The organism is Rhizobium sp. Root1203 (assembly GCF_001424945.1).
Lineage (GTDB): Bacteria > Pseudomonadota > Alphaproteobacteria > Rhizobiales > Rhizobiaceae > Rhizobium.
This window is the reverse complement of the sequence record NZ_LMCW01000013.1, coordinates 59079-80199: the sequence shown is the minus strand read 5'-3', so window position 1 is coordinate 80199 and position 21121 is coordinate 59079. Positions and strand designations below refer to the sequence as shown.

Genomic DNA, 21121 nt, shown 5'->3' with positions numbered 1-21121 from the left:
ATTTTCCGAGCCAGCCCTTTCCGCATCGACCATTTATGATTTACGCGGTTGTAAATATTCAGATTTACTGGATCTTATCTGCTGATGGATTTCCAGTCCTGGGGGATCTCAGATGCTGACTTGCCTCTGAGCCTCGAAGTTAGTTCTCCATCCGATTTCCGGTCTCGGGATCGGACGCTTTCCTCCTCAACTCATCGCCTCGACCGATTCTCTGGGTGACACGGACGTCCACGCGGATCAGCGTTGCGGGTGTTCCAATTGTTCATCGGGCGTGTTGCCATCACACCTAAGATCTTATTGGTGGCGGACGCGATCGTGAATAACCAAGCTCCAAACCGGTCAGGCGACGGTCTCACCACCATCGACAACGAGAATTTGTCCCGTCATGTAAGAAGATCGGTCGGAAATCAAAAAGAGGATCGGCTCAGCGATCTCCGAGACGTCGGCCCAGCGACCAAGAGGCACCTTGCCGGCAATGTAGGATTCGATCGCGGCGCGACCACCCATCTGAGCGATAAACGGTTCGTTGAACGGCGTGTCCACCCAGCCAGGACAGAGCGCATTCACGCGTATGCCAAACTTTGCGTAGTCACCTGCCATCTGCCGTGTCATGGCGATGACGGCGTGCTTGGTCGTCGTGTAAGCGATCATCTCCCTGTCGTAGAGCACTCCGGAGGAAGATGAAGTATTCAGGATCACGCCCCTGCCCGCCTTTTTCATCACCGGCATGACGAAACGCGCGGCCGTGAAATGCGCCCGCACGTTCAGGTTCCAGGACATGTCGAAGCCTTCGATCGCCACCTGCTCCAGATCGCCCGCCACCTGCGCGCCAGCATGATTGTGAAGAATGTCGATGCGGCCGTGACGTGCGACGACAGCCGAAATACCGACTTCCAGCGCCTTGTCGTCGGTGACGTCGACTACCAAGCTTTCAGCGCTGCCGCCTGCGCCGGCGATCTGGCTGACAGTCTCTTCGGCATTGATGAAATCCATGTCGACTACAATCACATGTGCGCCCTCGCGCGCCGTGATCAGTGCACCTGCGCGGCCGATTCCCGAGCCAGCCCCGGTGATGATTGCAACGCGATCCTTGAGTATCATGGGGTTTCCCGGTCAGTTTGCTGTTGCTTTGGCGCGCATCAAGAAGCGCGCGATAAGGATGAGGACAAGCGAAGCTATCAGCACCATCGTCGCGATCGCGTTGATCTCCGGCGTCACGCCGCGGCGGATCGAGGCGAAGACATAGATGGGAAGCGTCGTGTTTGATCCCGCTACGAAGAAGGCGATGATGAAATCGTCGAAGGAGAATGTGAACGCAAGCAGGAAGCCAGCCAGAATCGACGGCATGAGCTGGGGCAGGACGATCTGCCGGAACGTCGTTAGCGGCGTAGCATAAAGATCGCTGGATGCCTCGACGGTGTCGCGTCCAAGGCCGGCGATGCGCGCTTTCACGACCATCGTCACTAGCGCCATCGTAAAAAGTCCGTGCGCTGCAATGATCGAGCCATAGCCGAGTGCGAATTTCGGCGGCTGGTCGCCCGGCCAAATGACTGCAATCATGGGATTGACGACACCGAAGACTTCGACCAGCGCAACAAGCGTTGCTATGCCGATTACGACGCCCGGCACCACGATGGCGGCTGCAAACAACCCCTCGAAGACCGCGCGAACGCGGGGGCCGAGCCGTTCCATGCCCATGGCTGCCATCGTACCGAAGATCGCAGCAAGTGCTGCGCTGGTGAAAGCGATGATCAGGCTGTTTCGAAGGGCGTCCATCAGGAATGTGTTGGACAGCGCCCGACCATACCATTGCGTCGAAAACCCGGTGAACTCGCTTGCATTGCGGCCGGAATTGAAGGAAGCCAAGACGACGAGCGCGATCGGTGTATAGAGAAATAGGTAGACGAAAGTGACGAGCGCACGCATCAGACGAGATCCACTTGACGGGTCCCCGCGACGCGCCACGCGATGCGCATTGCGACGAGCAGGATGAGGACGACCACGGCAACCAGGGTCACGGCAATCGCCGATCCGAACGGCCAGTTGCGCGATTGAAGGAATAGATCTACCAAGGCATTGCCGATAAAGAACACCTTTCCACCCCCGAGCAGCTGCGGGATGAGATATTCACCCAGGAGCAGGATTGTGACCAGCGCAACACCGGTCATGACACCCGGCAAAGACAGCGGTAGCGTGATGCCGAAAAACGTCGATACGGGTCTGGCGCCGAGGTCGGCAGATGCTTCCAACAGGCGCCGGTCGAGCTTTTCGAGACTGACATAGATCGGCATGATCATCAGAGGCAGATAGCCGTAGACGATACCGAGCAGCACCGCGCCGGGTGTGTTGATGAGTCTGACGTTCTCGAGGCCCAGGAATTCGAGCAGGTGCGGAATGCCGCGAGCCCCGAGCAGGTACATCCAGGCATAGGTACGCACGAGGAGGCTGGTCCAGAAGGGAACGACCACCAACGAGACGAGCAGCAGGCGGCGCTGCGGACTGACCTTCAAAGCGAGGTAATAGGCGACCGGATAGGCAACGAGCAGACAGGCAGCAGCCCCGATCGGCGCGAGGGTCAGCGTATTGATGAAGGCAGCCGAACGCGAGCCGAGGTTGGCGAACTGAGCGAAGGTGAATGCCGCCTGATAGCCGCCCTCCGGGGCACGCTCGCCAAAGGCAAAGACGACGATGGCGATGAAGGGCAGCACCAGGAAGACGAACAGCCAGATGCTGGCCGGGCCGACAAGTGCAGCAGTGACAAGGCGCCGTTTGGCGGCATGGGTCAGAGGCATTGCGATCTTTATCCGTCGTTGATTTGGAAGCCGATCCGTCCCTGCCACCTAGGTGGCAGTGAGCAGGACCGGCGCGATGGCAATCAAGCCGACTTGAAGCGTGCCATCAGTTCTGCACGGCTCGGATCGGTGAGCGTTACGGCGGCGCCGAACTCCAGCGGGGTCAGCGAGGCCTCCTCGGGATAAACGATCCTGTTCGACGTGATCTCCTTTGGCAACAGCGCAATGACGCGGCTGTCAGTGGCCGGCGCACCGTTGGCGATGTGCTCCTTCACGGCGTTTCCCGGATCCATTAGATAGTTCAGCAGCGCATAGGCTGCTGCCTTGTTGGGCGCATCCTTCGGGATGGCGTAATAGTCCGTCCAGATTTCGCCTCCATCTGCGCCGAGGACATAAGCGATCTCCGGAATGTCGCGGTTGAGCTGCGCGCCGTCGTTCGTCCAGCACATGGTCATCCAGGCGTCGGTGGCGCGCATCGCTGGCTGATAGTCGGAGTTGATGGCGAAGAGGTGCGGCTTGACCTTGATCAACAGTTCCTCGGCCTTGGCCAGTTCTTCTGCCTTGATCGAATTGAACCCGTAGCCAAGCGAAACCAGGGCGCTGCCGATGGTTGTCAGCTGATAGTCGTGTACCATGGCGCGACCGTCGGCTTCTGTCTGTGCGATCTCGAAGAAATCCTTCCAGCTCGTCAGCTTGGCCTTGATCTTGGAGGTATTCACAGCGACACCGGTCGTGCCCCAATTCTTCGGCACGGCATAGGTCTTGCCGTCAATCTGGCCTTCCTTCGTGAACCGGGGGTTTTGAGTCGCTTGGCTGAAGTTCGGGATCTTCGACAGGTCCAGCTCTTCAATCAGGCCAAGTTTGTGGTGTGTCGAGATCGTATAGTTGGTGGGCACGAACAGCGACCAGCCGGAGGCACCTGCCTGGAGCTTTGCCAGCATTTCCTCGTTCGAGCCGAAGACGTTGACTTCCACGCCAACGCCGGTCACGGTCTTGAAGTTCTCGAAAGTCGCCGGGTCGTGGTAGTTCGGCCAGGTAGCGATCGACATTTGCGTGCCGAGTTCGCCCGCCGCAAAAGCCGGCGTAGACAGTGCCCCGGGAAAGCGCGACATGACCGCGGTCGCCAGACCAAGGCCCGTGATGCCGAGAAAATGACGGCGGCTGACAGAACCGCGCTTTAGGCGCATGAATTCGTCCATGAAGCCTGCCGCGGAAATGGGCAGATTATCCTTGTAGTCCTTGCTCATGATGCTGTTCCCCTTGTTTTGAATTTAGGCTGCACTCGACGCTGAAAAGACATATGCCGCAGACGGATCGAAGCTGAGGAAAACTGGTTCACCCGGCTCGACCAGATCGCTTGCGTTCACGTTTCGGCGGTCGGCGGTGACGAGAAAATCGCCGAGCCCAGGAACGGTCACGGCGTATTCCGCTGACGAACCAAGGAAGATGCGGTGGGTGACCGTGCCTTTGAAGGCAGCGGCGTCAGATGCATGCGCCGCCCGTGTCAGCCGGATTGCCTCTGGACGGATCGCGACGATCGCTTCGCCGGGCACGACGCGTTGCCGCGCCTGCGCTGCAATCGCCGACCCGTCTGCAAGCCGAAGCGTCGTCCCGTCGGCTTCCATTCTTGCATCGACGCGGTTGGTCTTGCCGACGAAATCGGCAACGAACAGATCGGCCGGGCGATCGTAGACTTCCTGCGGGGACCCGAGCTGGCGAATCCGCCCGGCGCTCATGACGCAGACGACATCTGCCATCGACAGCGCCTCTTCCTGGTCGTGGGTGACCAGAACGAAGGTGATGCCGAGCTCCCGCTGCAGCGTCTGAAGCTCGATCTGCATGGCCGAGCGCAATTTCTTGTCGAGTGCTGCCAGCGGCTCGTCGAGAAGCAGCACCGAGGGGCGGTTGACGATGGCCCTCGCCAGCGCCACGCGCTGCTGCTGGCCACCGGACATCTCGTGGATGCGTCGCATTGCAAAGCCGCCGAGACGAACCATCTCCAACGCCTCAGCAACGCGGCGGTCGATTTCGCTTGACGCAATCCGCGGCCGCATCTGCTTCAGCCCGTAGGCGACGTTTTGCGCAACGTTGAAATGCGGAAACAGCGCATAGTGCTGGAAGACCATGTTGACCGGGCGCCGGTACGCCGGAACGCCATTCATCGCGCGGCCGTCGATCAACACGGTGCCCTCGCTCGGCTGTTCAAAACCGCCGATCATGCGCAAGCACGTCGTCTTGCCGCAGCCCGAAGGCCCGAGCAACGCCAAGAATGCACCCTTGGGCACATTAAGGTTGATGTCCGCAACGGCGGTCACGACGCCATAGTTCTTCGTGACTGAACGGAATTCGATATCGTTCGTCAAAGTGCATGCCATGTCTGTTCCCTGCGGTTGGTTTGGAATTGGCAGTCTATCGCCGCCTTATTGCCACCGTCGTTAAGAAAAGAGTAAGCCTGCGGGTCCGGCAAGGTATATACCCCAAGAGAGGTATTTATGCACATAGCGCTTCGTGGAAGGTATATATAAGCGCCGCGCGGACCTGCGCGGGGACGAGGAACCCGTCAAATGAGCATCGACCTAGAAGCGCTGTTCGGCGCCTTTAACACCACGATCGGCCGTCCGAAGATGACGGACGCCGAATTCGGCGAAACTTTTCGCCAAATGATGGCAGCACTCGTGCGCTTCGACTACGTGGTCGTATTCGCTTATCGAGGCAAGGAGCGACCGATCGATCTCTACAGCACTTTCGACCCTGACGAGCATATCGTCTTCGTGACGCTTTATCAGGCCGGTCCTTATCTCCTCGACCCGTTTTATCATTCGGCCCACGAACGCCGTGAAGGCGTGCTTCGGATGAGGGAGCTGGCGCCGGACCGCTTCTTTTCCAGCGAATATTACCGGACCTACTATGTCCAGACAGGACTTGCCGAAGAGGTTGGCTTCTTTGTGAATGCCGACAAGGAAATGACTATCGTCCTGTCCCTGATGCGACGCGAAAAGACCGGCGTTTTTCTGCCTGCCGAATTCATGACGCTCAAGAAAGTCGAACCCCTCGTCGCACGCATGGTGAAACACTACTGGTCTGGCCTAGCGCCGCGCTTCGACGCGCAGTTGGCAGCTGGCAGCAGAAGCCGGCGCCAGCGGGGCCAGAAGGGAAATCCGGCGGACGCCGTCTGGCGGGACCTCAATCTAACTAGCCGCGAAACATCGATCGTCGAGCTCGTTTTGCAGGGTCATTCGTCGGAATCGATCGGTCTCAAGCTCAGCATCTCGACTGGCACGGTGAAGGTTCACCGGCGCAACGTCTATCGCAAGCTCGGCATTACATCTCAAACGCAGTTGCTTTTTTTGTATCTAAAGAGCTTTCAATAGCGTTCGGCGGTAGAAGATGGATGCGTTTGTCGCGACGGGTTTGAAGGTGCCGCGAAAGCAGCGCCATACGGCCAAGGGGGTGGTGGACCCCGCTTCGTCACGAGTGTGGGTTCACGGGCGGCGCGGAACGGAAGGCGCATTTCTTCGTTATCGACCTGCCGCACAGCAACTGCTGCCATGTGTGGGCTTTTCCGGCGGCGGGGACTGCTATCGATCGTCTACGAAAAAGATCGCTGCCTGTGGCAAATATCCTAGCCGACGGGACACGCAAGCAAGCGCCGCTGTTCAGCCAGACGTCCGCGAGCGTGAGGCTGGCATCGACCAGGCCGGAAATCCAGTAGCTGGATGCGGTGCTGGCGTCGGCACAACGCCCCCAGCGACAGGAGCGATGATCAAGCCGTGCATCCTCCCACCCCGGCTTCCGAGGAAGCATTTCGAATGACCATCGTCACTGGCTACCCGTATCTACAGTGCCGAACCAAACGGAGCTACCGACCTGTTGGAGACGCATCGGTTAATCGGCAGTGCTTTCTACGATCGTACTTCGCCAGCAATTTGGCATAAACGGTATCGAGGGCTCCAAAGCACCGTCGACGGAATCGGCGCCGTGTTCAGGAACTGCGAACTTGCCTCGTCAGGACTATGGGAAGATACCAACACAATTGTTTCGGGTCGATTGGAACTAACTCGGGTAAACGTTCAGCCGAGGCTTGGATATCCAAACTCCCGGGGAAAGCTGATAAAAACCGTTCGTCGCTTCAAAGGCAAATCACCGAATGACTTCCCGCCCGTCATAACGGACATTTTCGAAACGCGTCGTGAATTTGTTCAGGACCCCAGGGCCGTGTTGCACGGATCAGGTCGTAGTCAGCATTTAGCTTCTCAGCGGATGATCAGCCAACACGCTCGTAGTTTGCGCGTCCTAAGGCGGACATGCGGTTCAGCGCGCCGGCGGCGATGTGCGTTTCGGTGGTCTGGTTTTCGATGTTCTTGGCGTGCAGCCGGTCGCCGATGACCGACTTCCAGCGCCCTATGTTACGCGAACATCGGGGCTTTGTCCGCGCACCTTTTCCTCGACCAAAGGGCGCCCATCTGTCGCCGCGTGCAGTGCTTGCGTTCCCGTTAAGGAGTGCATCAGTCTTGACATGCAGGTATTTGCCTGCATATTGTTCAACCAACAAGAGGGCTCGATGGATTCAGACAAATTATTTAGGTCGCTTGCTGACCCGAGCCGTCGAAAATTACTCGATCTTCTCTACGAGAAGAACGGACAGACCTTGGGGCAACTGTGCGAGCATCTGGAGATGACGCGACAATCGGCGACACAGCATTTGGGNAAAATTACTCGATCTTCTCTACGAGAAGAACGGACAGACCTTGGGGCAACTGTGCGAGCATCTGGAGATGACGCGACAATCGGCGACACAGCATTTGGGCCTCCTGGAGGACGCCCAATTGATTACCACTGTGAAACGCGGCCGCGAGAAGCTGCATTTCATAAACCCCGTACCGCTCCACGACGTCTATATGCGATGGGTGCGAAAATTTGAGATACAGCGGCTCACACTGCTGCACGATCTAAAAAAGGAACTCGAAGGAGAGTAATAATGAGTGCAGAAAAAACCAGTTTTGTCTATGTGACCTACATTGCCTCAACCCCTGCGAAAGTGTTCGAAGCAGTAACCAGGCCAGAACTCGCGAGCCGATACTGGGGACACGAAAATGTATCGGATTGGACGCCGGGATCAACGTGGGAACATATTCGTGCGAATGAAGAACGGACGGTTGAGCTCACGGGTAAGGTCGTCGAAATTGAACCACCCTCGCGCCTGGTGATCACTTGGGCTAATACGTCCGAGGCCGCCGACCCGAGTGCCCACAGCCGCGTGACCTTTGCAATCGAGCCCTATAGCGGCGACATGGTCCGTCTAACCGTAAGTCACGACGACCTGATCGCCGGAAGTGGCAAGCTTCGTCGACCGCTTCAGGTTGGCAATCAGNCCGCCGACCCGAGTGCCCACAGCCGCGTGACCTTTGCAATCGAGCCCTATAGCGGCGACATGGTCCGTCTAACCGTAAGTCACGACGACCTGATCGCCGGAAGTGGCATGGCCACCGGGATCAGCAAAGGTTGGCCTGTCGTCCTCTCCAGCCTGAAATCGTTCTTGGAAACCGGCCGCGGGCTCGACGTCTTCGCAAAACCAAAGTCGGCTTGATCGATCACCATCACCGTCGATCAGAACTATCAGGAACGACAAAACTATGAAGATTGGTGTCATTGGCGTTGGTGAGATTGGCGGCACTCTCGCCGCCAGGTTGTCCAGCAAGAATCATAGTATTCGCGTCGCGAACTCACGCGGTCAAGAGGCGGTGAAGAGCTTTGCGGATAGTATAGGCGCTGTTGCAGTTGATATCTACGGCGCCATAGAGGGGGCGGATGTCGTACTATTGTCGATGCCATTTCCGAGCGTGGGGACGTTGCCAAAGGACCTGTTTGGCCGGGCGCCCGCGAGTACTATTATCATTGATACAGCGAACTATTACCCTGAAGTGCGCGACCCTCGCATTCCGGAGATCGATGTTGGGATGCCGGAAAGTGTCTGGGTTTCACAGCAGCTTGGTCGTCCTATATTTAAGGCGTTCAATAGCATCATGTTCTACGCTCTTTCTGAATTGGATAAGCCAGAGGGCGCATTAGACCGATTGGCAATTCCAGTCGCAGGTGACGACGCGAAGGGCAAACAGCTTGTCATGCGGCTGGCGGCCGGTGTCACCGGATGGGTCCCGATGGGNAAGGCGTTCAATAGCATCATGTTCTACGCTCTTTCTGAATTGGATAAGCCAGAGGGCGCATTAGACCGATTGGCAATTCCAGTCGCAGGTGACGACGCGAAGGGCAAACAGGTTGTGATGGGGCTGGTAAATGAGACGGGGTTTGACCCCGTCGATGGCGGCAATCTCGCAGACTCCTGGCGCCAGCAGCCCTCAACGCCCGCCTATTGTTGCGACTATGGAGCGGAAATGACGCGCAAGGGGCTCGAAGCAGCAATCAAGTTTAAGGCAGAGAATATACGCGACGGCGCGTGGAGGGAGAAATATGTCAGGCTTTTCGCCAACCGACCTGCCTACGCCGATGTCCACCCGCATGTCATTGCGCTGAACCGCTCGCTCAACCCACTCTAAACAACGCGGTGGGGATCAATGGCCAGCGGTTCGGCGATCGCTAGTAAACTCACGATCAATCGGCAGACTGTAATGCGTGTCCGTGATGAAGGTTCACGTACGTCCGAGCCCACTGAGCCGCCGCGTCAGATAGAGTCCTCATTGCTTTCAGCGCGCGACCCCGCGCCGCGCGAAGGTCCAGCATCGCTCTGAACTTGGTAGGCCCTCTAGCCCCATCGCCGGCCAGCGGGCCATAACCCACGGGCTCATTGCACCTAATGATTGGTCACCGGTGATCCACGTGGGCCAGGCGTACCGAGTCGACGAACATTTACGCATCCTATTTTTGTGGTTCGACAATCGCTACCATGATGCGACGAACGAACGAAAGTACGACGAGCAGAGTGGGGAAAGCGACGAGCCACGATGCGCACCAAGCGCCAGGCCAGCCCACGAGAAACGATGGCCCCGCCCCAACACTCATTGCGGTCGCAACAGCTGAAACAATCGCCGACATCAGTACAGAGAGGATGAATGGCATGACATATTTCGCATAGGACGCAGGAAGCCTTTTCACTCGAAGCTGCGCATTGACCTCCGGCATCACGCGATCTCCTGTGCGGCTGCATCGGGCCCAGCCTGAACGAGGTCTCTGAAAAAATTCGCAGGTTACCGAGGGTGGCGTTGAAGAGCAGCCGCCAGTGTCAATGCGTTGCCTCCAAGACCAAATTTCCTATAGTGCCCGTGAATCATAGCAAGTAGGTCGAGTTCGCGGTCTCCGTAAGGGAGCTTAGAGTTCGCTACCCAACCTTCAAAGCTCAGCTCCACCGGCTTGATCCGTCTGCCAAGCGCTTGGGACATGGCCGAGGTAATCTCGGTGCGGCATACATACCCGCCGTGAGCTCCAAAGTTGCATAGGAGAGATGATCGCTTGTCAAAGCGATCATCGCGACCTCCGCCACGTGGTGTGGTTGGCCATGTGCGGATCGAGCGCTTGAAGAGCCGCTGCAACTGGATTACGCTCAGATGAGCGACTTCACTCGAGGGTTTGATGCTGACGGTCTCAGTATAATGGGCGTGAATGTAATTGAGCACACGCTACATGCGCGCCTGGTCACGCGGGATGACGCTGACGGGTGATGTCACATATACGCGGCGTCAGTGAATTGCGCATAGAGACGGTGGGATGAAGAAGCGAAACAAAACCCGGCCATCGGCTGCTGCGCCGTGAATTTGAAAAACCTGCTTTGCAAGGTCGATGCCGACGATGCTAACTTCCTCCATGGATGCTCCTCCTGTGTTGGTGACGTAACGCATCACCATCTTTGCACACTGCGATGCCGGTGGGAGGGGCATCCAACCCATCAGTGGCGATCAACAATTGTCGCTTTAATCGGGATTTTCGCGACATAGTAGTTTTTGCGAGTAAGATTCTCACGGAAGAGGGAAACGTTGGATTTAGAGACTTTTAGCCAGCATATGGTGCCCGTTGACGGTGGGACAATCGCGTTGCGCGATGACCGAATCGGGAAGTCATCGAGTGCGGCTATCTTGCCGTTTCTGATTTGCCGCTATCCGGTCACGCAGTCTCTCTACAGTCAAGTGATGAGTGGAGCACCGTTATCAACAGCGACGGACGATCATCCGGTCGAGACGGTCTCGTGGCTTGATGCCGCTCGCTTCTGCAATCGGCTATCGGCAACGACAGGGTTGTCGGAACGCTATGTTTTTGCGGCAGATGGCAGGGATGCGATNGTCTCGTGGCTTGATGCCGCTCGCTTCTGCAATCGGCTATCGGCAACGACAGGGTTGTCGGAACGCTATGTTTTTGCGGCAGATGGCAGGGATGCGATCGCTGTGGCGGCGAGTAACGGATTTCGCTTGCCCAGTGAAGCTGAATGGGAGCTCGCCTGCCGAGCCGGGACAGCGCGCGCGCGTTACGGCCCAATCGATGGCATCGCGTGGTATAGGGAGAACTCAGAAGGTGGCACTAGGCCGGTAGGAAAAAAGCGCCCCAACGATTGGGGGCTCCATGATATGTTGGGGAATGTCTGGGAGTGGTGCGAAGATGTTTATGATCCTGTCGTCTACGGTACGTATCGTATCTTTCGTGGCGGAGGATGGGCTGACGATGAGCGCGGGTGCCTTGTGACAAATCGACGACGTAGTCATCCAACTTTTGCTATAGATGACCTCGGGTTTCGCATCGCGAAATCGTGCTGATGATTTGACTTTGCTGTATCCACAGCATGTTCGAGCGGCTCCCGCCGGAAGTGTTTCTTGTGTCGCGAAAGTCCTAACATTCGCGACACATCGGCCACCGCTGAAATCAAAGGGGAATTTTCTGTCGCAAAACTCGCTCGCAAAAGTCAGAGTTTCGCGACTGATATTTGCGACAGTTTTTGCCCGGCAACAAGCCGCCAATCTATGCGGAAACGAGCATTCTTTTACCCTGCTGTCGTCGGGTTTGCTCGCTCTGATGAAGATAGACCGCGAACGTGTCCCATGGGGGTGTGATGGAGAGTTGCCAGAGTATGCGGCCTACTTCGCCACGGTGATAGCCTCGGTGCAAGGCAACCTGGGTGAGCATTTCCTCGCGGGTCATATAGCCCTTGTCGCCATCGGTGAAGGTGAAGGCCACTGCCTCGGAGAGTGCAGGGGCTGGGACTGGGTTACTCGCCGCTCTGGCAGATCCGAACTCTCGTCGCGAGCAAAGAGGTCGAAGTTGTGCGTGAAAAATTCGAACCTGCTCCCGTGCCCATACATGCGCTGTGGCAAGAGAATAGGCACTCGCCAGCGAAGATCCGAAAGTTCGTCATCTCGTGGCAGCGAACCTCGACCTCAGAGACCTCTAGCAACTGTGTCTAAGTTGGGCTTTGATGGCTCCACGAGGCGCCATTTTTGAGGATGGCGTTTGCGATTGTTACGAGCCTTCTTGCGACAGCGATGATAACGAGCTTTTGGGGTTTGCCACGCTCTTTCAGTCGTTGTGCGACTGATTTCAGAACGGGGTTGTGATACGCAGCGGCGAGTGCGGCCTGATACAAGACATAGCGAAGTGTTCTCCGTCCTCCCGCGATCATACGCTTGCCTCGCATCGTTCCGCTGTCATAGGGCACAGGAGCAAGACCTGTCATTGCAGCGGCTTCACCTGACGTCATTTTGCCCAATTCCGGCATTTCCGCTATCAGCATAGCTGCGGAGACCGGTCCGATACCGGGAATGGAGCGTAAACGCATTGCCTTGTCGGCGAGAGTTTTTTCCTGGGTGATAACGTGCTCGATCCGGCTTTCAAGTTCGAGAATTTGAGCATCGAGCAGCGCTTTCAGGTCATCATCCATGCTGTCGACCTGGGCTGGAATAGCTTGTCTCGTCCGTGAGCTTATCTGTAACACCAACCGCTTTCGCATCCCAACGAGTTGTGCCCGGCGTGTTGTCAACGTCCTGAGAATCTGTAACTTTTCGGTCGGCAATGTCCGTCCTGCTTCAGGTCGGAATGCCATGAAGCTGGCAATCAGTTTCGCATCGATGCGGTCTGTTTTTGCACGAGTGCCATGGGAGCGAGCGAAAGCTTTGATTTGCGCCGGTGGCAGTTGCACGGCATTTATTCCAGCGCCAACGAGCGCCTTCCAGAGCGCCCACTCCTGACCGCCTGTCGCCTCAAAGCCCACTCTCGGCGCAGAAGGCCCATTCTGCAGTATTTCAATAAGGTGCGCGTGACCTTCCGCTGAATTGGGTAGCCGAAATCGCTGGCCGGCGGGCAAAAGAAAACCGTCCAGCCAATCACGAGATACATCTATTCCGACAAGCACCTTTGCTGCTATCATCTCACTCTCTCTTCCTTATGTTTCGCGGTCCCGAAATCGGGCCGCCGTCAACTGTTCGAGACGGTGGAGAGAGGCGGGATCAACCTGCTAGCGAACGTGGTCAAACCACAAGATGTTAAGCGCTGTATCCCACCTCATCGCCGGTCCTGGCCGGGATCGGCGATGAGGAAGCTATAGCATCGCCGGGACACATAAGATGTTTGATCCCAGAATTTGAGGAAGCAATCTCCTCGTCGGCTTGGAGGATTCGCTTTGAGATAAATTAGCGCTTTGGCAGTTGGCCCCACCTTCATTTAGAAACCGGATTGTTTCGGAGCGCATCCATAAGCTCCGATCGCATCGGGATTTTCGTATCGCCCGCCGTGCGCCGATCATTTCTCGGATTGCCCAGTTGTCTCTGTTTGGTCCTTGAGCAGACGGCTGGTCGAAGAAATCTGTTAGCGCGTGAACACATCTCGACGCACGTTCGCGCGTGTCAAGATGTCCATCGCGATCTGGCGTGGTACCTTTCGATCGCCTGATCACATAGCGGTAGTGCCGCCATCGGTACTCAAAATACTTCCAGTTGCGAAAGTCGCTTCCACCGCAATAAATGCCGCAAAAATCGCAATCTCTTCGGGAGCAGCGAACCTCTTCAGCGGAACCTTTGCAACAGCAACGGGCTTCACAGCATCGGTTCCGCCAAACCATTCCAACTCAGAGGTCATCATCGGTGTATCGACAGGCCCAGGGCAGATACAGTTGACCCGTACCGCAGGCGCAAGCTCAAGCGCCACCGCTTTAACGAGACCAGCAAGCCCCGCTTTCGAGGCACAATAATGCGCATAGTATTCAAGGCCATTGAAGGAAAGGTCAGAGCCAACGGCAACAATACTGCCGCCTCCTCGCTCACGCATTCGCAGCCCACACTCGCGCATGATATAAAACGCCCCGGATAGATTTACCGAAATCGTGCGCTCCCAGAGAGCGGCATTCAACTGGTCGAGCGGCGCAGGCGTTATGATACCTGCTGCATGGACTACATAATCTATCCCACCCATTTCATTCCAGATCTCATCGACACCAGCCGCCACGCTTTCTGCGTCCGCTATGTCAATCGCTCGAAAGATCGCACCGTTTTTGATTTCTGCAGCGATTTGTCCCAACTCGGCTTCCCGACGCGAAACGAGGCCAACCCGTGCCTGTCTGGACGCGAAAAATCTGGCCACCGCAAGTCCTATACCGGACGACGCGCCCGTTACCAGGACAGTTCTCCCTTTCAAATCATGCTGCATGTCTTCGTCTCCAGAAACCGTTGAAAATTGGGCTTCTGCATGGTTCCATGATAACAACCCACCGTGCAAAGCCAAAGTTCTGATGAAGGTATCAGTGGAACTTATTGGCGGCACTTCCGCATCCACCCCTCTACAGACGCTTCGACGACCCAGTTCGGCGGCAGCGACGAAAAGTACGACCGGAACAATGAATGCTTGGCAAACCGAAGGGCAGCGTAAACTTAGCGCTGCACAGCAATATCCGGACGGCGCCTGGGTTCAGGCGAAGTGAAAGACGGCTACGTTCCCGTGAGGCCCAAACAGGCCGCGAAACCCAGGCTGCCAAGCGCCTGCTGGTGGGCATGGGAAAGACAACATAGGGACGCAGGGGATGCGGTTAGAACCGATCCCAGTTCCCAATCGCTAGCTGCCATTTCGCACATCCAGGGTAACCCCAGGAACGAGCTTAATCTCGTCGAACTCTACGAGGATTGGCCCTCCCATGGGCGCTTGCGCGATCATGCCCATGCAAACCTGCTCATCTGGTAACCCGAGGCCGAAGTACCTGGCGAGTTTCCAGACTTTTCCGTCGAGCGACCAATGGAACGCATAGACACCGTGGTTGCGATGCAGTCGCAAGAATATCCAATCGTCAGCAACCTCCTCGCCATTGCTGTCGTCAGATGTCTCCTTCGTGACGACAGAAACTATAGTCGGCTTTTCAAAAGGCGACAGCTCGACAACGAGTTTGGCCCACGACGTCCCTACCCTGACGATGAGGCCGCCGGCGTCATATATCGAACGAAGCGGGGTTCTTACTCTGGCCTGCAGCGTGAAAATCTGGTCGGGAACATCAAATTCAAGGAATGGCGCGTTCAACTGCGCTGGCTCGTTGTCGGGATTCACGAAGTAGTTCGTGCGAGACTTCGCCTCAATCGTCAGAGTGCCGTCAGATCCGGCCGTTCCGCTCTCCTCGTTTTGAAATCGAATTTCTTTGCCGTCAAAATGGTGACTGACTGCTGATGGCGCGTTCATTGACTTTTCCTAATATTGGCGCAAGCGCTTAGGTGGACAGATGGTGTTGGTCGGCGGACAGGAGGGTTGCGCGCAATTTGCAACTTACCCGACAGCGCGGTCGGCGCATGGCATTTACTAACTTACTGATCGACTCGACCAGCCCAGCTGCTATCGTCCTAGGAGGTGCCGCTTCCAAGCGGACACCTGTTTCCATCAAGCATTTTCTTCGAGATAGTCGAAGACGCAATATGGCTTCAGTTTCTCGGCATCGACTTCGGCACCCAATCCTACGTCCGTCGCGACATCGAGATAGCCATCCTTGATCCGGTCTTCCGGAGAGTTCTTTAGGACCTGTACGTAGCCCTGTGACTCCGGAAGATACGGGTAGATTTCAAGCGGCATAGCATTTGCACACGCTGCCCAAACCTGCAGAGATGCGGCGGTGCAAAGGGTCGACGCGCAATTATGCGGTGACACGCGAGCATTGTACGCTTCAGCCATCGAAGCGATCTGAACGAGTTCAAAGACCCCGCCGCAGTTTCCGACGTCGGGCATCACCACATCGATTGCACCGGTATCAAGTAGGTTACGGAAGCCATTTCGGGTATAAACGCGTTCCCCGGCCGCGATTGGGAACTTGTAACGTCCGCCGAGATTTTTGAGCCCCGTGAGGTTGAACGCGTCAAGCGGCTCTTCAACCCACATTACGTTCAGCTCTTCGCAGACATCCAGGAAGCGGAACAACTGATCGTTGTTGATGCCGCCGGAGAGATCGATCATCAATTCTGCCTGATCGCCGACGACATCCTTCAGAAGTCGAACTCGTTCGACTGCCCTGGTGAACTCTTCGGGAGAGAGAGCGCGCTTCTGGACGTGCGTAAGAGTTCTACCTGGCTGCTGTGTGGCAAAGGGATAGCTTTTCAGGATTTTGTATCCATCCTTGAGCGGCCGCTCTGCTGCTTTTGCCCATTCATGCGCGTCGTTGCAGTGATAGTTCCAGCCATTCGCGTAAACCTGCGCCTTCGGAGCGAAAGCGCCGCCGAAGAACTCATAGACCGGCACACCCGCTGACTTGCCCTTGATATCCCAAAGCGCCTGATCGATAGAGCTGACGGCCGCGAATGCGATCGCTCCCCCACCCTTCGTCCAGAACGAGTTGTCATAAATGTCGTGGTAGACATGCCGAGGGTACCTGGGGTCTGCACCAATGACGCGCGGGGCATAGTCCGCAATCATCCCGGCTGCTCCACGAGCGCCAAGGCCATAGGCTACCGCCGCTTCGCCCCAGCCAGTGACGCCCTCATCGGTACTGATTTCCACCAGAACCGGACGAACGCCTCCGGTCGGTATCCGGTATGCCCGGACGTTGGTAACTCGCATGGCCGCACTCCCTTTATTGGCGATCGTAAGTGTTCGCCGCTGGAAATAGATATTCGGAGCGACGCCAGAGTTTGACTCAAGAAACGGCCATCCAAAGCCGGTCCGTCGACTGGTAGGGAGATTGATCATGATATGCGGCATCAGCGCAAAATCGAAGTTCTGATACCTGTATAAGTTTAGCTTATTGGCCCGCCGCTTGGTCAGTTAGCGCCGCGCGGACAGCCTCGTAGCACCGATCGGCCATTTTCGATCTAGACCGATAGCGCGATCTGAGCAGATAGTACGGCGATGAGGCAGCGTCGGTTATGGGGCGATATTCAACTTGAAGTGTGCCGAGCGTGAGGGCTTTAAGTGCACTACATGTGATGTAGTCCACTATGGCCACACTGCCGCTTGCAACGGCGAAACAGGCCATAGGGAAAAAACTCGCGAACTCCACTCGCGGGGAGTGCAGCTTCTCCCTGATGTCACGCGCCGCGCGATTTTCTTCATATAGGGTGCAGATCTGATGGCCAATCAGCTCTTCCGTTGAGATCGATCCCGCCGTGGCGATCAATAGTCCTCTGGGATAGACCGCGCAGACTGGAACTTGGAACACCTCAGTCTCGAAAAGCGGAGAATTCAATGGAACTTCCCCGGCACCTTCATCTGTCACAGCCAGGTCATGCCGCTGATTCTCCATTTCTGAAACGATCGTCGCAGCGGAACCGTTCATAAGCCGCAGTTCTTGACCTGAGGATGCGATGTCCGAGATCGCCGAAGGCACTAGGTTCATCCCAACGTTGCTGGACGAGATGATCGAAATCCTGGGAACTGCGATAGAGTCCAGCCGGCCAAAGCGGTATCGAATGTCATTCAGTTGATGCATCACCGGTCCGATCTGCTCGAACAACACCTGCGCTTCAGCCCGAGGCGTGATGCGCCCGGCATGGCGGTCAAAAAGCCTAGTTGCAAGTTGCTCTTCAAGTGTCCCAATCGTCATACTGACGGCGGGTTGGGTGCGGCCCAGATTGTTAGCAGCCTTCGATATGCTGCCGGTTAGCATCACCTGATAGAACGCTTCGATCTGATGATATTTCATTGGCAACATCTCCAGCGAGATTGGTCAGTGGTGTCATAACGAAATTGACGCAGCAATCACGCGCTCATGCATTGATACCGCTCGCTTTCTCCCAATACGGGGCATCGCCGTATATCCCGGCGCCATCCATCAGTCGGAATAGAAGCCGCTATGCAGGATCAGCACCAATTGCCGCGAGGGCAGCTCGTCCGACTTCGATGTCCTGATCACCAGTACCTGATCCCACCCCGATCGCACCCGCGAGTTCACCATTGAAGCGGATCGGCAGGCCGCCTGGAAGGTTTGTAACGCCGCCGTTCGATGCAATCCCTGCAGATACTGCGAAATCGGGTGCCATGGAGCCGGTAGGGTTTCGGATGGAAGCAGAAGTTCGAGCCTTGGCGCGTGCCGTGTGCATGCTAAGGTACTTTGCGCCATCCATTCTCAGGCTTGCGATAGTTTCGCCGCTGGCATCCACGATGAAGATGCACTGCGGCACGTTGATCTCAATTGCTTTTTCAACTGCGGCTCGAAGAGCCGCGAATGCACCCTCATGAGACAAAACAGCCGTCTGTTTGAATGCCTTAGACAAAGAACTCTCCTTGGGGTTAGTAGCCGATCTCGCGGCTGACTCGGTTGACAAATGCTTCGCCAGCAAAGTCTCGTCGAACGTTTTCAGCAAATACGGAAAGGCATCGATCAATGTAGCCCTCCGAGTCATCGCACGAAATGTGAGGAAAAATTACAAGGTTGGGAGCATCCCATAACGGGCTGGCAGCCGGTAATGGCTCTTGGTCAAAAACGTCCAAGGCTGCGCCGCTGAGATGACCCGATGCCAGCGCCTCACACAGCGCTCGATTATCGAGCACCGGCCCCCTGGCGACGTTGAAAATCGAGGAACCGCGTTTCATGAGAGCGATTTCGGCCTTGCCGATGACGCCTCGCGTCTCAGTCGTCAGCGGGCAGCTGAGAACGAGGCAGTCTGCTTGAGGAAGGACATCCTTTAGGTCCGCGACAGCAACCATCTCATCGGCAACCTCGTTAGCTGCCCCCGTACGACTTATGCCAATGATCCTTGGACCGAACGGCCGAAGACGGGTCGCTATTGCCGAACCTAGAGCGCCCATTCCACAGATTGCGATCGTCTTGCGGCCGATACTGCCCGACAGGCGATTATCCCACCGGCGTAGCCTCTGATTTTGGATATGCCGAGGAACCTCTTCACACAACATCAATACGATCATTGCTCCGAACGCGCCGCCCTTTTCGGCGTGGACACCACTGCTATTGGTCAGCGCCGCGTTCGAGGGCAACCAATCCAAAGGCATGTACATTTCGACTCCAGCGCTCGTGCAGTGGACAAGTCTGAGTGCAGCGCCGTGGCGGTTAAGCCGCGCTGGATCAAAACCGGAGCCGATAAAATAGCGAGCAGTCTCCAAGGCTTTTAGGTCAGGAGATCGCTCCGAGTTGACATTGATCTCCAAGTTCTCCGCCAGCACCCCGAGGGCCGCCCGCACCTGAGTATCAGATACGAAATACGGGGAATCTGATGAAACTTTATTTTCGACGTAGACGGAAAAACCTCGCATTTTCACTCCTTTAGCAGCATCTGCAAAGGGCATAGCAAGTTGCGTGCCAACTCGAATGAGAAAAGTTTTTAGAGGGGATTGCGAGTTTTCGAGTTCTGTGAGTACCCTAACTGGGTTCATAAGCCTTGCAGGAGAGGTGGCCTTTTTACAGCCACGCCGACGGAGCAACCCCCCAGGAAACTCTCAGGCAAAAAGACTGCTAGGTTGAACAATCTGGAGAGAGATACATCGTCGTATCCACCGAAGGGGACCTCTCACAAGGAGGGCAAGCTCTCAGGTAAAACAGACAGATTGGGGGCTGGGAACTGGCAAAGTTCCACTACCAATGTGTCGGAGAAGACATGTCAAATATTGTTGTTTTGGGCGCTGGCATCACCGGAGTAACGACGGCGTATGCCTTGCTAAAACAGGGTCACCGCGTAACGGTTATCGAGAAACACCGTTACCCTGCCATGGAAACTTCTTTTGCCAATGGCGGGCAGCTGTCCGCCAGCAACGCTGAAGTTTGGAACCATTGGTCGACGGTCGCGAAAGGTCTCAAATGGATGCTTAAGCGGGACGCACCTTTGCTAGTGAACCCCTCGCCGAGCTGGCATAAATACTCTTGGATGGGGGAGTTCCTTACAAGCATTTCCCGCTATGAAAGCAACACGATAGAAACAACCAGACTGGCGATTGAAGCTCGCCGTCACATGTTCGATATTGCCGAGAAGGAAGGCATTCAATTCGATCTGGAGAAGCGCGGTATTCTACATGTCTATTACGATCGAGGAAGCTTCGAGCACGCGTCGAAAGTGAATAAAATGTTGCGCAAAGGCGGCCTTGATCGAAACCCGGTGGATTCGGTGGAGATCGCTGCTATTGAACCCGCATTGGTCGGCGATTTCTACGGTGGATTCTTCACGCCTTCTGACTCCACGGGTGACATTCACAAGTTCACCCGAGGACTCGCCGCAGCGTGTGAACGCAAAGGTGCGACATTCTTGTTTGACGCCGACGTGACGGCGATAACAGCCGGGAACCAGGTAAAGATATCGTGGAAGCCGACAGACAGCCATAGCGAGGCAGCACAGGAGTTGACCGGCGATGCGATTGTCGTGTGCGCTGGTGTAGCCAGCAGAGACTTCGCGGCGATGCTCGGAGATCGGGTCAACATCTATCCGGTGAAAGGTTATTCAATTACCGTTCACCTCGATGACGAAGTAAGCCAGACGGTCGCACCGTGGGTGAGCATGCTCGACGACCGAGCCAAGATTGTCACCAGTCGACTGGGTCTTGATCGGTTCCGTGTGGCAGGGACAGCCGAATTTAACGGTGTGAACAAGGATATTCGTTCCGACCGTATTAGACCGTTGGTCGACTGGGTCAGAACGCTGTTCCCGCAGACATCCACGGCAAGAGTGGTCCCTTGGAGCGGCCTTCGACCAATGATGCCGAATATGCTACCGCGCGTCGGTAGAGGCTCAAAGCCGGGGGTATTTTACAACACCGGGCATGGCCACCTTGGGTGGACTCTCTCATGCGCGACGGCCGATATCATCGCCAGTTCGCTCAGCGAGAACTTCCCGGATAGGCTACTTATGAAAACTGCATAGCCACCGAGGGGCCGGACATTGTCCGGCCCCTTTTGTTTCGACAAGCATCTTTGAACGAGTCTCAATGTACTTGAG

Annotated in this window: 20 protein-coding genes, 6 pseudogenes and 1 riboswitch; of the genes and pseudogenes, 10 read left to right on the top strand and 16 right to left on the bottom strand. The window is 56.3% G+C overall.

The window, feature by feature from the left end:
• Positions 1 to 339: 339 nt before the first annotated feature.
• The 5 genes from ASC97_RS16660 to ASC97_RS16640 form a co-directional block, all read right to left on the bottom strand.
• Positions 340 to 1101, bottom strand: a complete 762-nt coding sequence (locus tag ASC97_RS16660; RefSeq protein WP_057469466.1) for an SDR family NAD(P)-dependent oxidoreductase — start codon at positions 1099 to 1101, stop codon at positions 340 to 342.
• Between the two features lie 12 nt (positions 1102 to 1113).
• Positions 1114 to 1926 (bottom strand): ABC transporter permease, encoded by an 813-nt coding sequence (locus tag ASC97_RS16655; protein ID WP_057469465.1) that lies wholly within the window; start codon positions 1924 to 1926, stop codon positions 1114 to 1116.
• Positions 1926 to 2792 carry an ABC transporter permease gene (locus tag ASC97_RS16650; RefSeq protein WP_057469464.1) on the bottom strand — a complete coding sequence of 289 codons (867 nt, stop codon included), beginning with the start codon at positions 2790 to 2792 and terminating at the stop codon, positions 1926 to 1928. The genes ASC97_RS16655 and ASC97_RS16650 overlap by 1 nt, the downstream gene beginning before the upstream one ends.
• 83 nt (positions 2793 to 2875) lie before the next feature.
• Entirely contained in the window at positions 2876 to 4039 is a 1164-nt protein-coding gene (locus ASC97_RS16645) for an ABC transporter substrate-binding protein (RefSeq protein WP_057469463.1), read from the bottom strand.
• Between the two features lie 24 nt (positions 4040 to 4063).
• Positions 4064 to 5167 carry an ABC transporter ATP-binding protein gene (locus ASC97_RS16640; protein WP_057469462.1) on the bottom strand — a complete coding sequence of 368 codons (1104 nt, stop codon included), beginning with the start codon at positions 5165 to 5167 and terminating at the stop codon, positions 4064 to 4066.
• A gap of 189 nt (positions 5168 to 5356) precedes the next feature.
• Here ASC97_RS16640 and ASC97_RS16635 point away from each other — a divergent pair, with 189 nt between their 5' ends.
• Entirely contained in the window at positions 5357 to 6163 is an 807-nt protein-coding gene (locus ASC97_RS16635) for a helix-turn-helix transcriptional regulator (protein WP_057469461.1), read from the top strand.
• Between the two features lie 16 nt (positions 6164 to 6179).
• Positions 6180 to 6453, top strand: a pseudogene (locus tag ASC97_RS35335) (IS21 family transposase); the annotation flags it as partial.
• Between the two features lie 603 nt (positions 6454 to 7056).
• Here the strand turns inward: ASC97_RS35335 and ASC97_RS34675 are convergent.
• On the bottom strand, positions 7057 to 7344 hold the full coding sequence (locus tag ASC97_RS34675; RefSeq protein WP_200959486.1) for a hypothetical protein: 288 nt from the start codon (positions 7342 to 7344) through the stop codon (positions 7057 to 7059).
• On the opposite strand from ASC97_RS34675, the pseudogene ASC97_RS36260 reads away from it, so the two are divergent.
• The 5 genes and pseudogenes from ASC97_RS36260 to ASC97_RS34880 form a co-directional block, all read left to right on the top strand.
• A pseudogene (locus ASC97_RS36260) lies at positions 7309 to 7499 on the top strand (winged helix-turn-helix domain-containing protein); the annotation flags it as partial. The gene ASC97_RS34675 and the pseudogene ASC97_RS36260 sit on opposite strands and share 36 nt — an antisense overlap.
• A 1-nt stretch (position 7500) precedes the next feature.
• The coding region (locus ASC97_RS35325) for an ArsR/SmtB family transcription factor (protein WP_244481495.1) at positions 7501 to 7768 on the top strand (268 nt) is incomplete at its 5' end.
• A gap of 2 nt (positions 7769 to 7770) precedes the next feature.
• A pseudogene (locus tag ASC97_RS33050) lies at positions 7771 to 8163 on the top strand (SRPBCC domain-containing protein); the annotation flags it as partial.
• Positions 8164 to 8398: 235 nt separating this feature from the next.
• Positions 8399 to 8955: pseudogene (locus ASC97_RS36255) on the top strand (NADPH-dependent F420 reductase); the annotation flags it as partial.
• Position 8956: 1 nt separating this feature from the next.
• Positions 8957 to 9346, top strand: a 390-nt coding sequence (locus ASC97_RS34880; RefSeq protein WP_443216748.1) for an NADPH-dependent F420 reductase, incomplete at its 5' end; no start/stop codon positions are given.
• Positions 9347 to 9665: 319 nt separating this feature from the next.
• On the opposite strand, the gene ASC97_RS16610 is transcribed toward ASC97_RS34880, so the two are convergent.
• Both ASC97_RS16610 and ASC97_RS34020 read right to left on the bottom strand, forming a co-directional pair.
• A complete protein-coding gene (locus ASC97_RS16610) occupies positions 9666 to 9929 on the bottom strand; it encodes a DUF2798 domain-containing protein (protein WP_057469457.1) in 264 nt (87 codons plus the stop codon).
• 554 nt (positions 9930 to 10483) lie between these two features.
• Positions 10484 to 10642, bottom strand: coding sequence for a hypothetical protein (locus ASC97_RS34020; RefSeq protein WP_156390388.1), 159 nt, complete (start codon positions 10640 to 10642; stop codon positions 10484 to 10486).
• Positions 10643 to 10804: 162 nt separating this feature from the next.
• Between ASC97_RS34020 and ASC97_RS36250 the strand changes: the two are divergent.
• Both ASC97_RS36250 and ASC97_RS34870 read left to right on the top strand, forming a co-directional pair.
• Positions 10805 to 11079: pseudogene (locus tag ASC97_RS36250) on the top strand (formylglycine-generating enzyme family protein); the annotation flags it as partial.
• Between the two features lies 1 nt (position 11080).
• Positions 11081 to 11548: formylglycine-generating enzyme family protein (locus tag ASC97_RS34870; RefSeq protein WP_210171771.1), on the top strand; the 468-nt coding region annotated here is incomplete at its 5' end.
• A gap of 202 nt (positions 11549 to 11750) precedes the next feature.
• Here ASC97_RS34870 and ASC97_RS34015 read toward each other — a convergent pair.
• The 8 genes and pseudogenes from ASC97_RS34015 to ASC97_RS16570 form a co-directional block, all read right to left on the bottom strand.
• Positions 11751 to 11981: pseudogene (locus tag ASC97_RS34015) on the bottom strand (DinB family protein); the annotation flags it as partial.
• A 208-nt stretch (positions 11982 to 12189) separates the two neighbouring features.
• Positions 12190 to 13152 carry an IS110 family transposase gene (locus ASC97_RS16600; protein WP_200959484.1) on the bottom strand — a complete coding sequence of 321 codons (963 nt, stop codon included), beginning with the start codon at positions 13150 to 13152 and terminating at the stop codon, positions 12190 to 12192.
• Between the two features lie 521 nt (positions 13153 to 13673).
• Positions 13674 to 14426, bottom strand: coding sequence for an SDR family NAD(P)-dependent oxidoreductase (locus ASC97_RS16595; RefSeq protein ID WP_057469456.1), 753 nt, complete (start codon positions 14424 to 14426; stop codon positions 13674 to 13676).
• Between the two features lie 402 nt (positions 14427 to 14828).
• The gene (locus ASC97_RS16590; protein ID WP_057469455.1) at positions 14829 to 15440 is read right to left on the bottom strand and encodes a DUF1349 domain-containing protein; all 612 of its coding nucleotides are present in this window, start codon (positions 15438 to 15440) and stop codon (positions 14829 to 14831) included.
• 195 nt (positions 15441 to 15635) lie between these two features.
• Entirely contained in the window at positions 15636 to 16802 is a 1167-nt protein-coding gene (locus tag ASC97_RS16585) for a mandelate racemase/muconate lactonizing enzyme family protein (protein ID WP_057469454.1), read from the bottom strand.
• Between the two features lie 181 nt (positions 16803 to 16983).
• A complete protein-coding gene (locus tag ASC97_RS16580) occupies positions 16984 to 17883 on the bottom strand; it encodes a LysR family transcriptional regulator (protein ID WP_057469453.1) in 900 nt (299 codons plus the stop codon).
• Positions 17884 to 18031: 148 nt separating this feature from the next.
• Positions 18032 to 18454 (bottom strand): GlcG/HbpS family heme-binding protein, encoded by a 423-nt coding sequence (locus ASC97_RS16575; RefSeq protein WP_057469452.1) that lies wholly within the window; start codon positions 18452 to 18454, stop codon positions 18032 to 18034.
• Positions 18455 to 18470: 16 nt separating this feature from the next.
• Positions 18471 to 19484, bottom strand: a complete 1014-nt coding sequence (locus tag ASC97_RS16570) for a D-2-hydroxyacid dehydrogenase (RefSeq protein WP_244481494.1) — start codon at positions 19482 to 19484, stop codon at positions 18471 to 18473.
• Positions 19485 to 19569: 85 nt separating this feature from the next.
• Positions 19570 to 19660, top strand: a riboswitch (glycine riboswitch).
• A gap of 132 nt (positions 19661 to 19792) precedes the next feature.
• Here ASC97_RS16570 and ASC97_RS16565 point away from each other — a divergent pair.
• On the top strand, positions 19793 to 21046 hold the full coding sequence (locus ASC97_RS16565; RefSeq protein WP_057469450.1) for a D-amino acid dehydrogenase: 1254 nt from the start codon (positions 19793 to 19795) through the stop codon (positions 21044 to 21046).
• Positions 21047 to 21121: the final 75 nt, after the last annotated feature.

Coding starts and splice junctions, on each gene's coding strand:
- ASC97_RS16590 (WP_057469455.1), bottom strand. CDS start 15,440: ATGAACGCGCCATCAGCAGTCAGTCACCATTTTGACGGCAAAGAAATT.
- ASC97_RS16565 (WP_057469450.1), top strand. CDS start 19,793: ATGTCAAATATTGTTGTTTTGGGCGCTGGCATCACCGGAGTAACGACG.
- ASC97_RS16640 (WP_057469462.1), bottom strand. CDS start 5,167: ATGGCATGCACTTTGACGAACGATATCGAATTCCGTTCAGTCACGAAG.
- ASC97_RS16595 (WP_057469456.1), bottom strand. CDS start 14,426: ATGCAGCATGATTTGAAAGGGAGAACTGTCCTGGTAACGGGCGCGTCG.
- ASC97_RS16655 (WP_057469465.1), bottom strand. CDS start 1,926: ATGCGTGCGCTCGTCACTTTCGTCTACCTATTTCTCTATACACCGATC.
- ASC97_RS16635 (WP_057469461.1), top strand. CDS start 5,357: ATGAGCATCGACCTAGAAGCGCTGTTCGGCGCCTTTAACACCACGATC.
- ASC97_RS16645 (WP_057469463.1), bottom strand. CDS start 4,039: ATGAGCAAGGACTACAAGGATAATCTGCCCATTTCCGCGGCAGGCTTC.
- ASC97_RS16650 (WP_057469464.1), bottom strand. CDS start 2,792: ATGCCTCTGACCCATGCCGCCAAACGGCGCCTTGTCACTGCTGCACTT.
- ASC97_RS16600 (WP_200959484.1), bottom strand. CDS start 13,152: ATGATAGCAGCAAAGGTGCTTGTCGGAATAGATGTATCTCGTGATTGG.
- ASC97_RS16570 (WP_244481494.1), bottom strand. CDS start 19,484: ATGCCCTTTGCAGATGCTGCTAAAGGAGTGAAAATGCGAGGTTTTTCC.
- ASC97_RS16585 (WP_057469454.1), bottom strand. CDS start 16,802: ATGCGAGTTACCAACGTCCGGGCATACCGGATACCGACCGGAGGCGTT.
- ASC97_RS34020 (WP_156390388.1), bottom strand. CDS start 10,642: ATGCGTTACGTCACCAACACAGGAGGAGCATCCATGGAGGAAGTTAGC.
- ASC97_RS16580 (WP_057469453.1), bottom strand. CDS start 17,883: ATGAAATATCATCAGATCGAAGCGTTCTATCAGGTGATGCTAACCGGC.
- ASC97_RS16660 (WP_057469466.1), bottom strand. CDS start 1,101: ATGATACTCAAGGATCGCGTTGCAATCATCACCGGGGCTGGCTCGGGA.
- ASC97_RS16610 (WP_057469457.1), bottom strand. CDS start 9,929: ATGCCGGAGGTCAATGCGCAGCTTCGAGTGAAAAGGCTTCCTGCGTCC.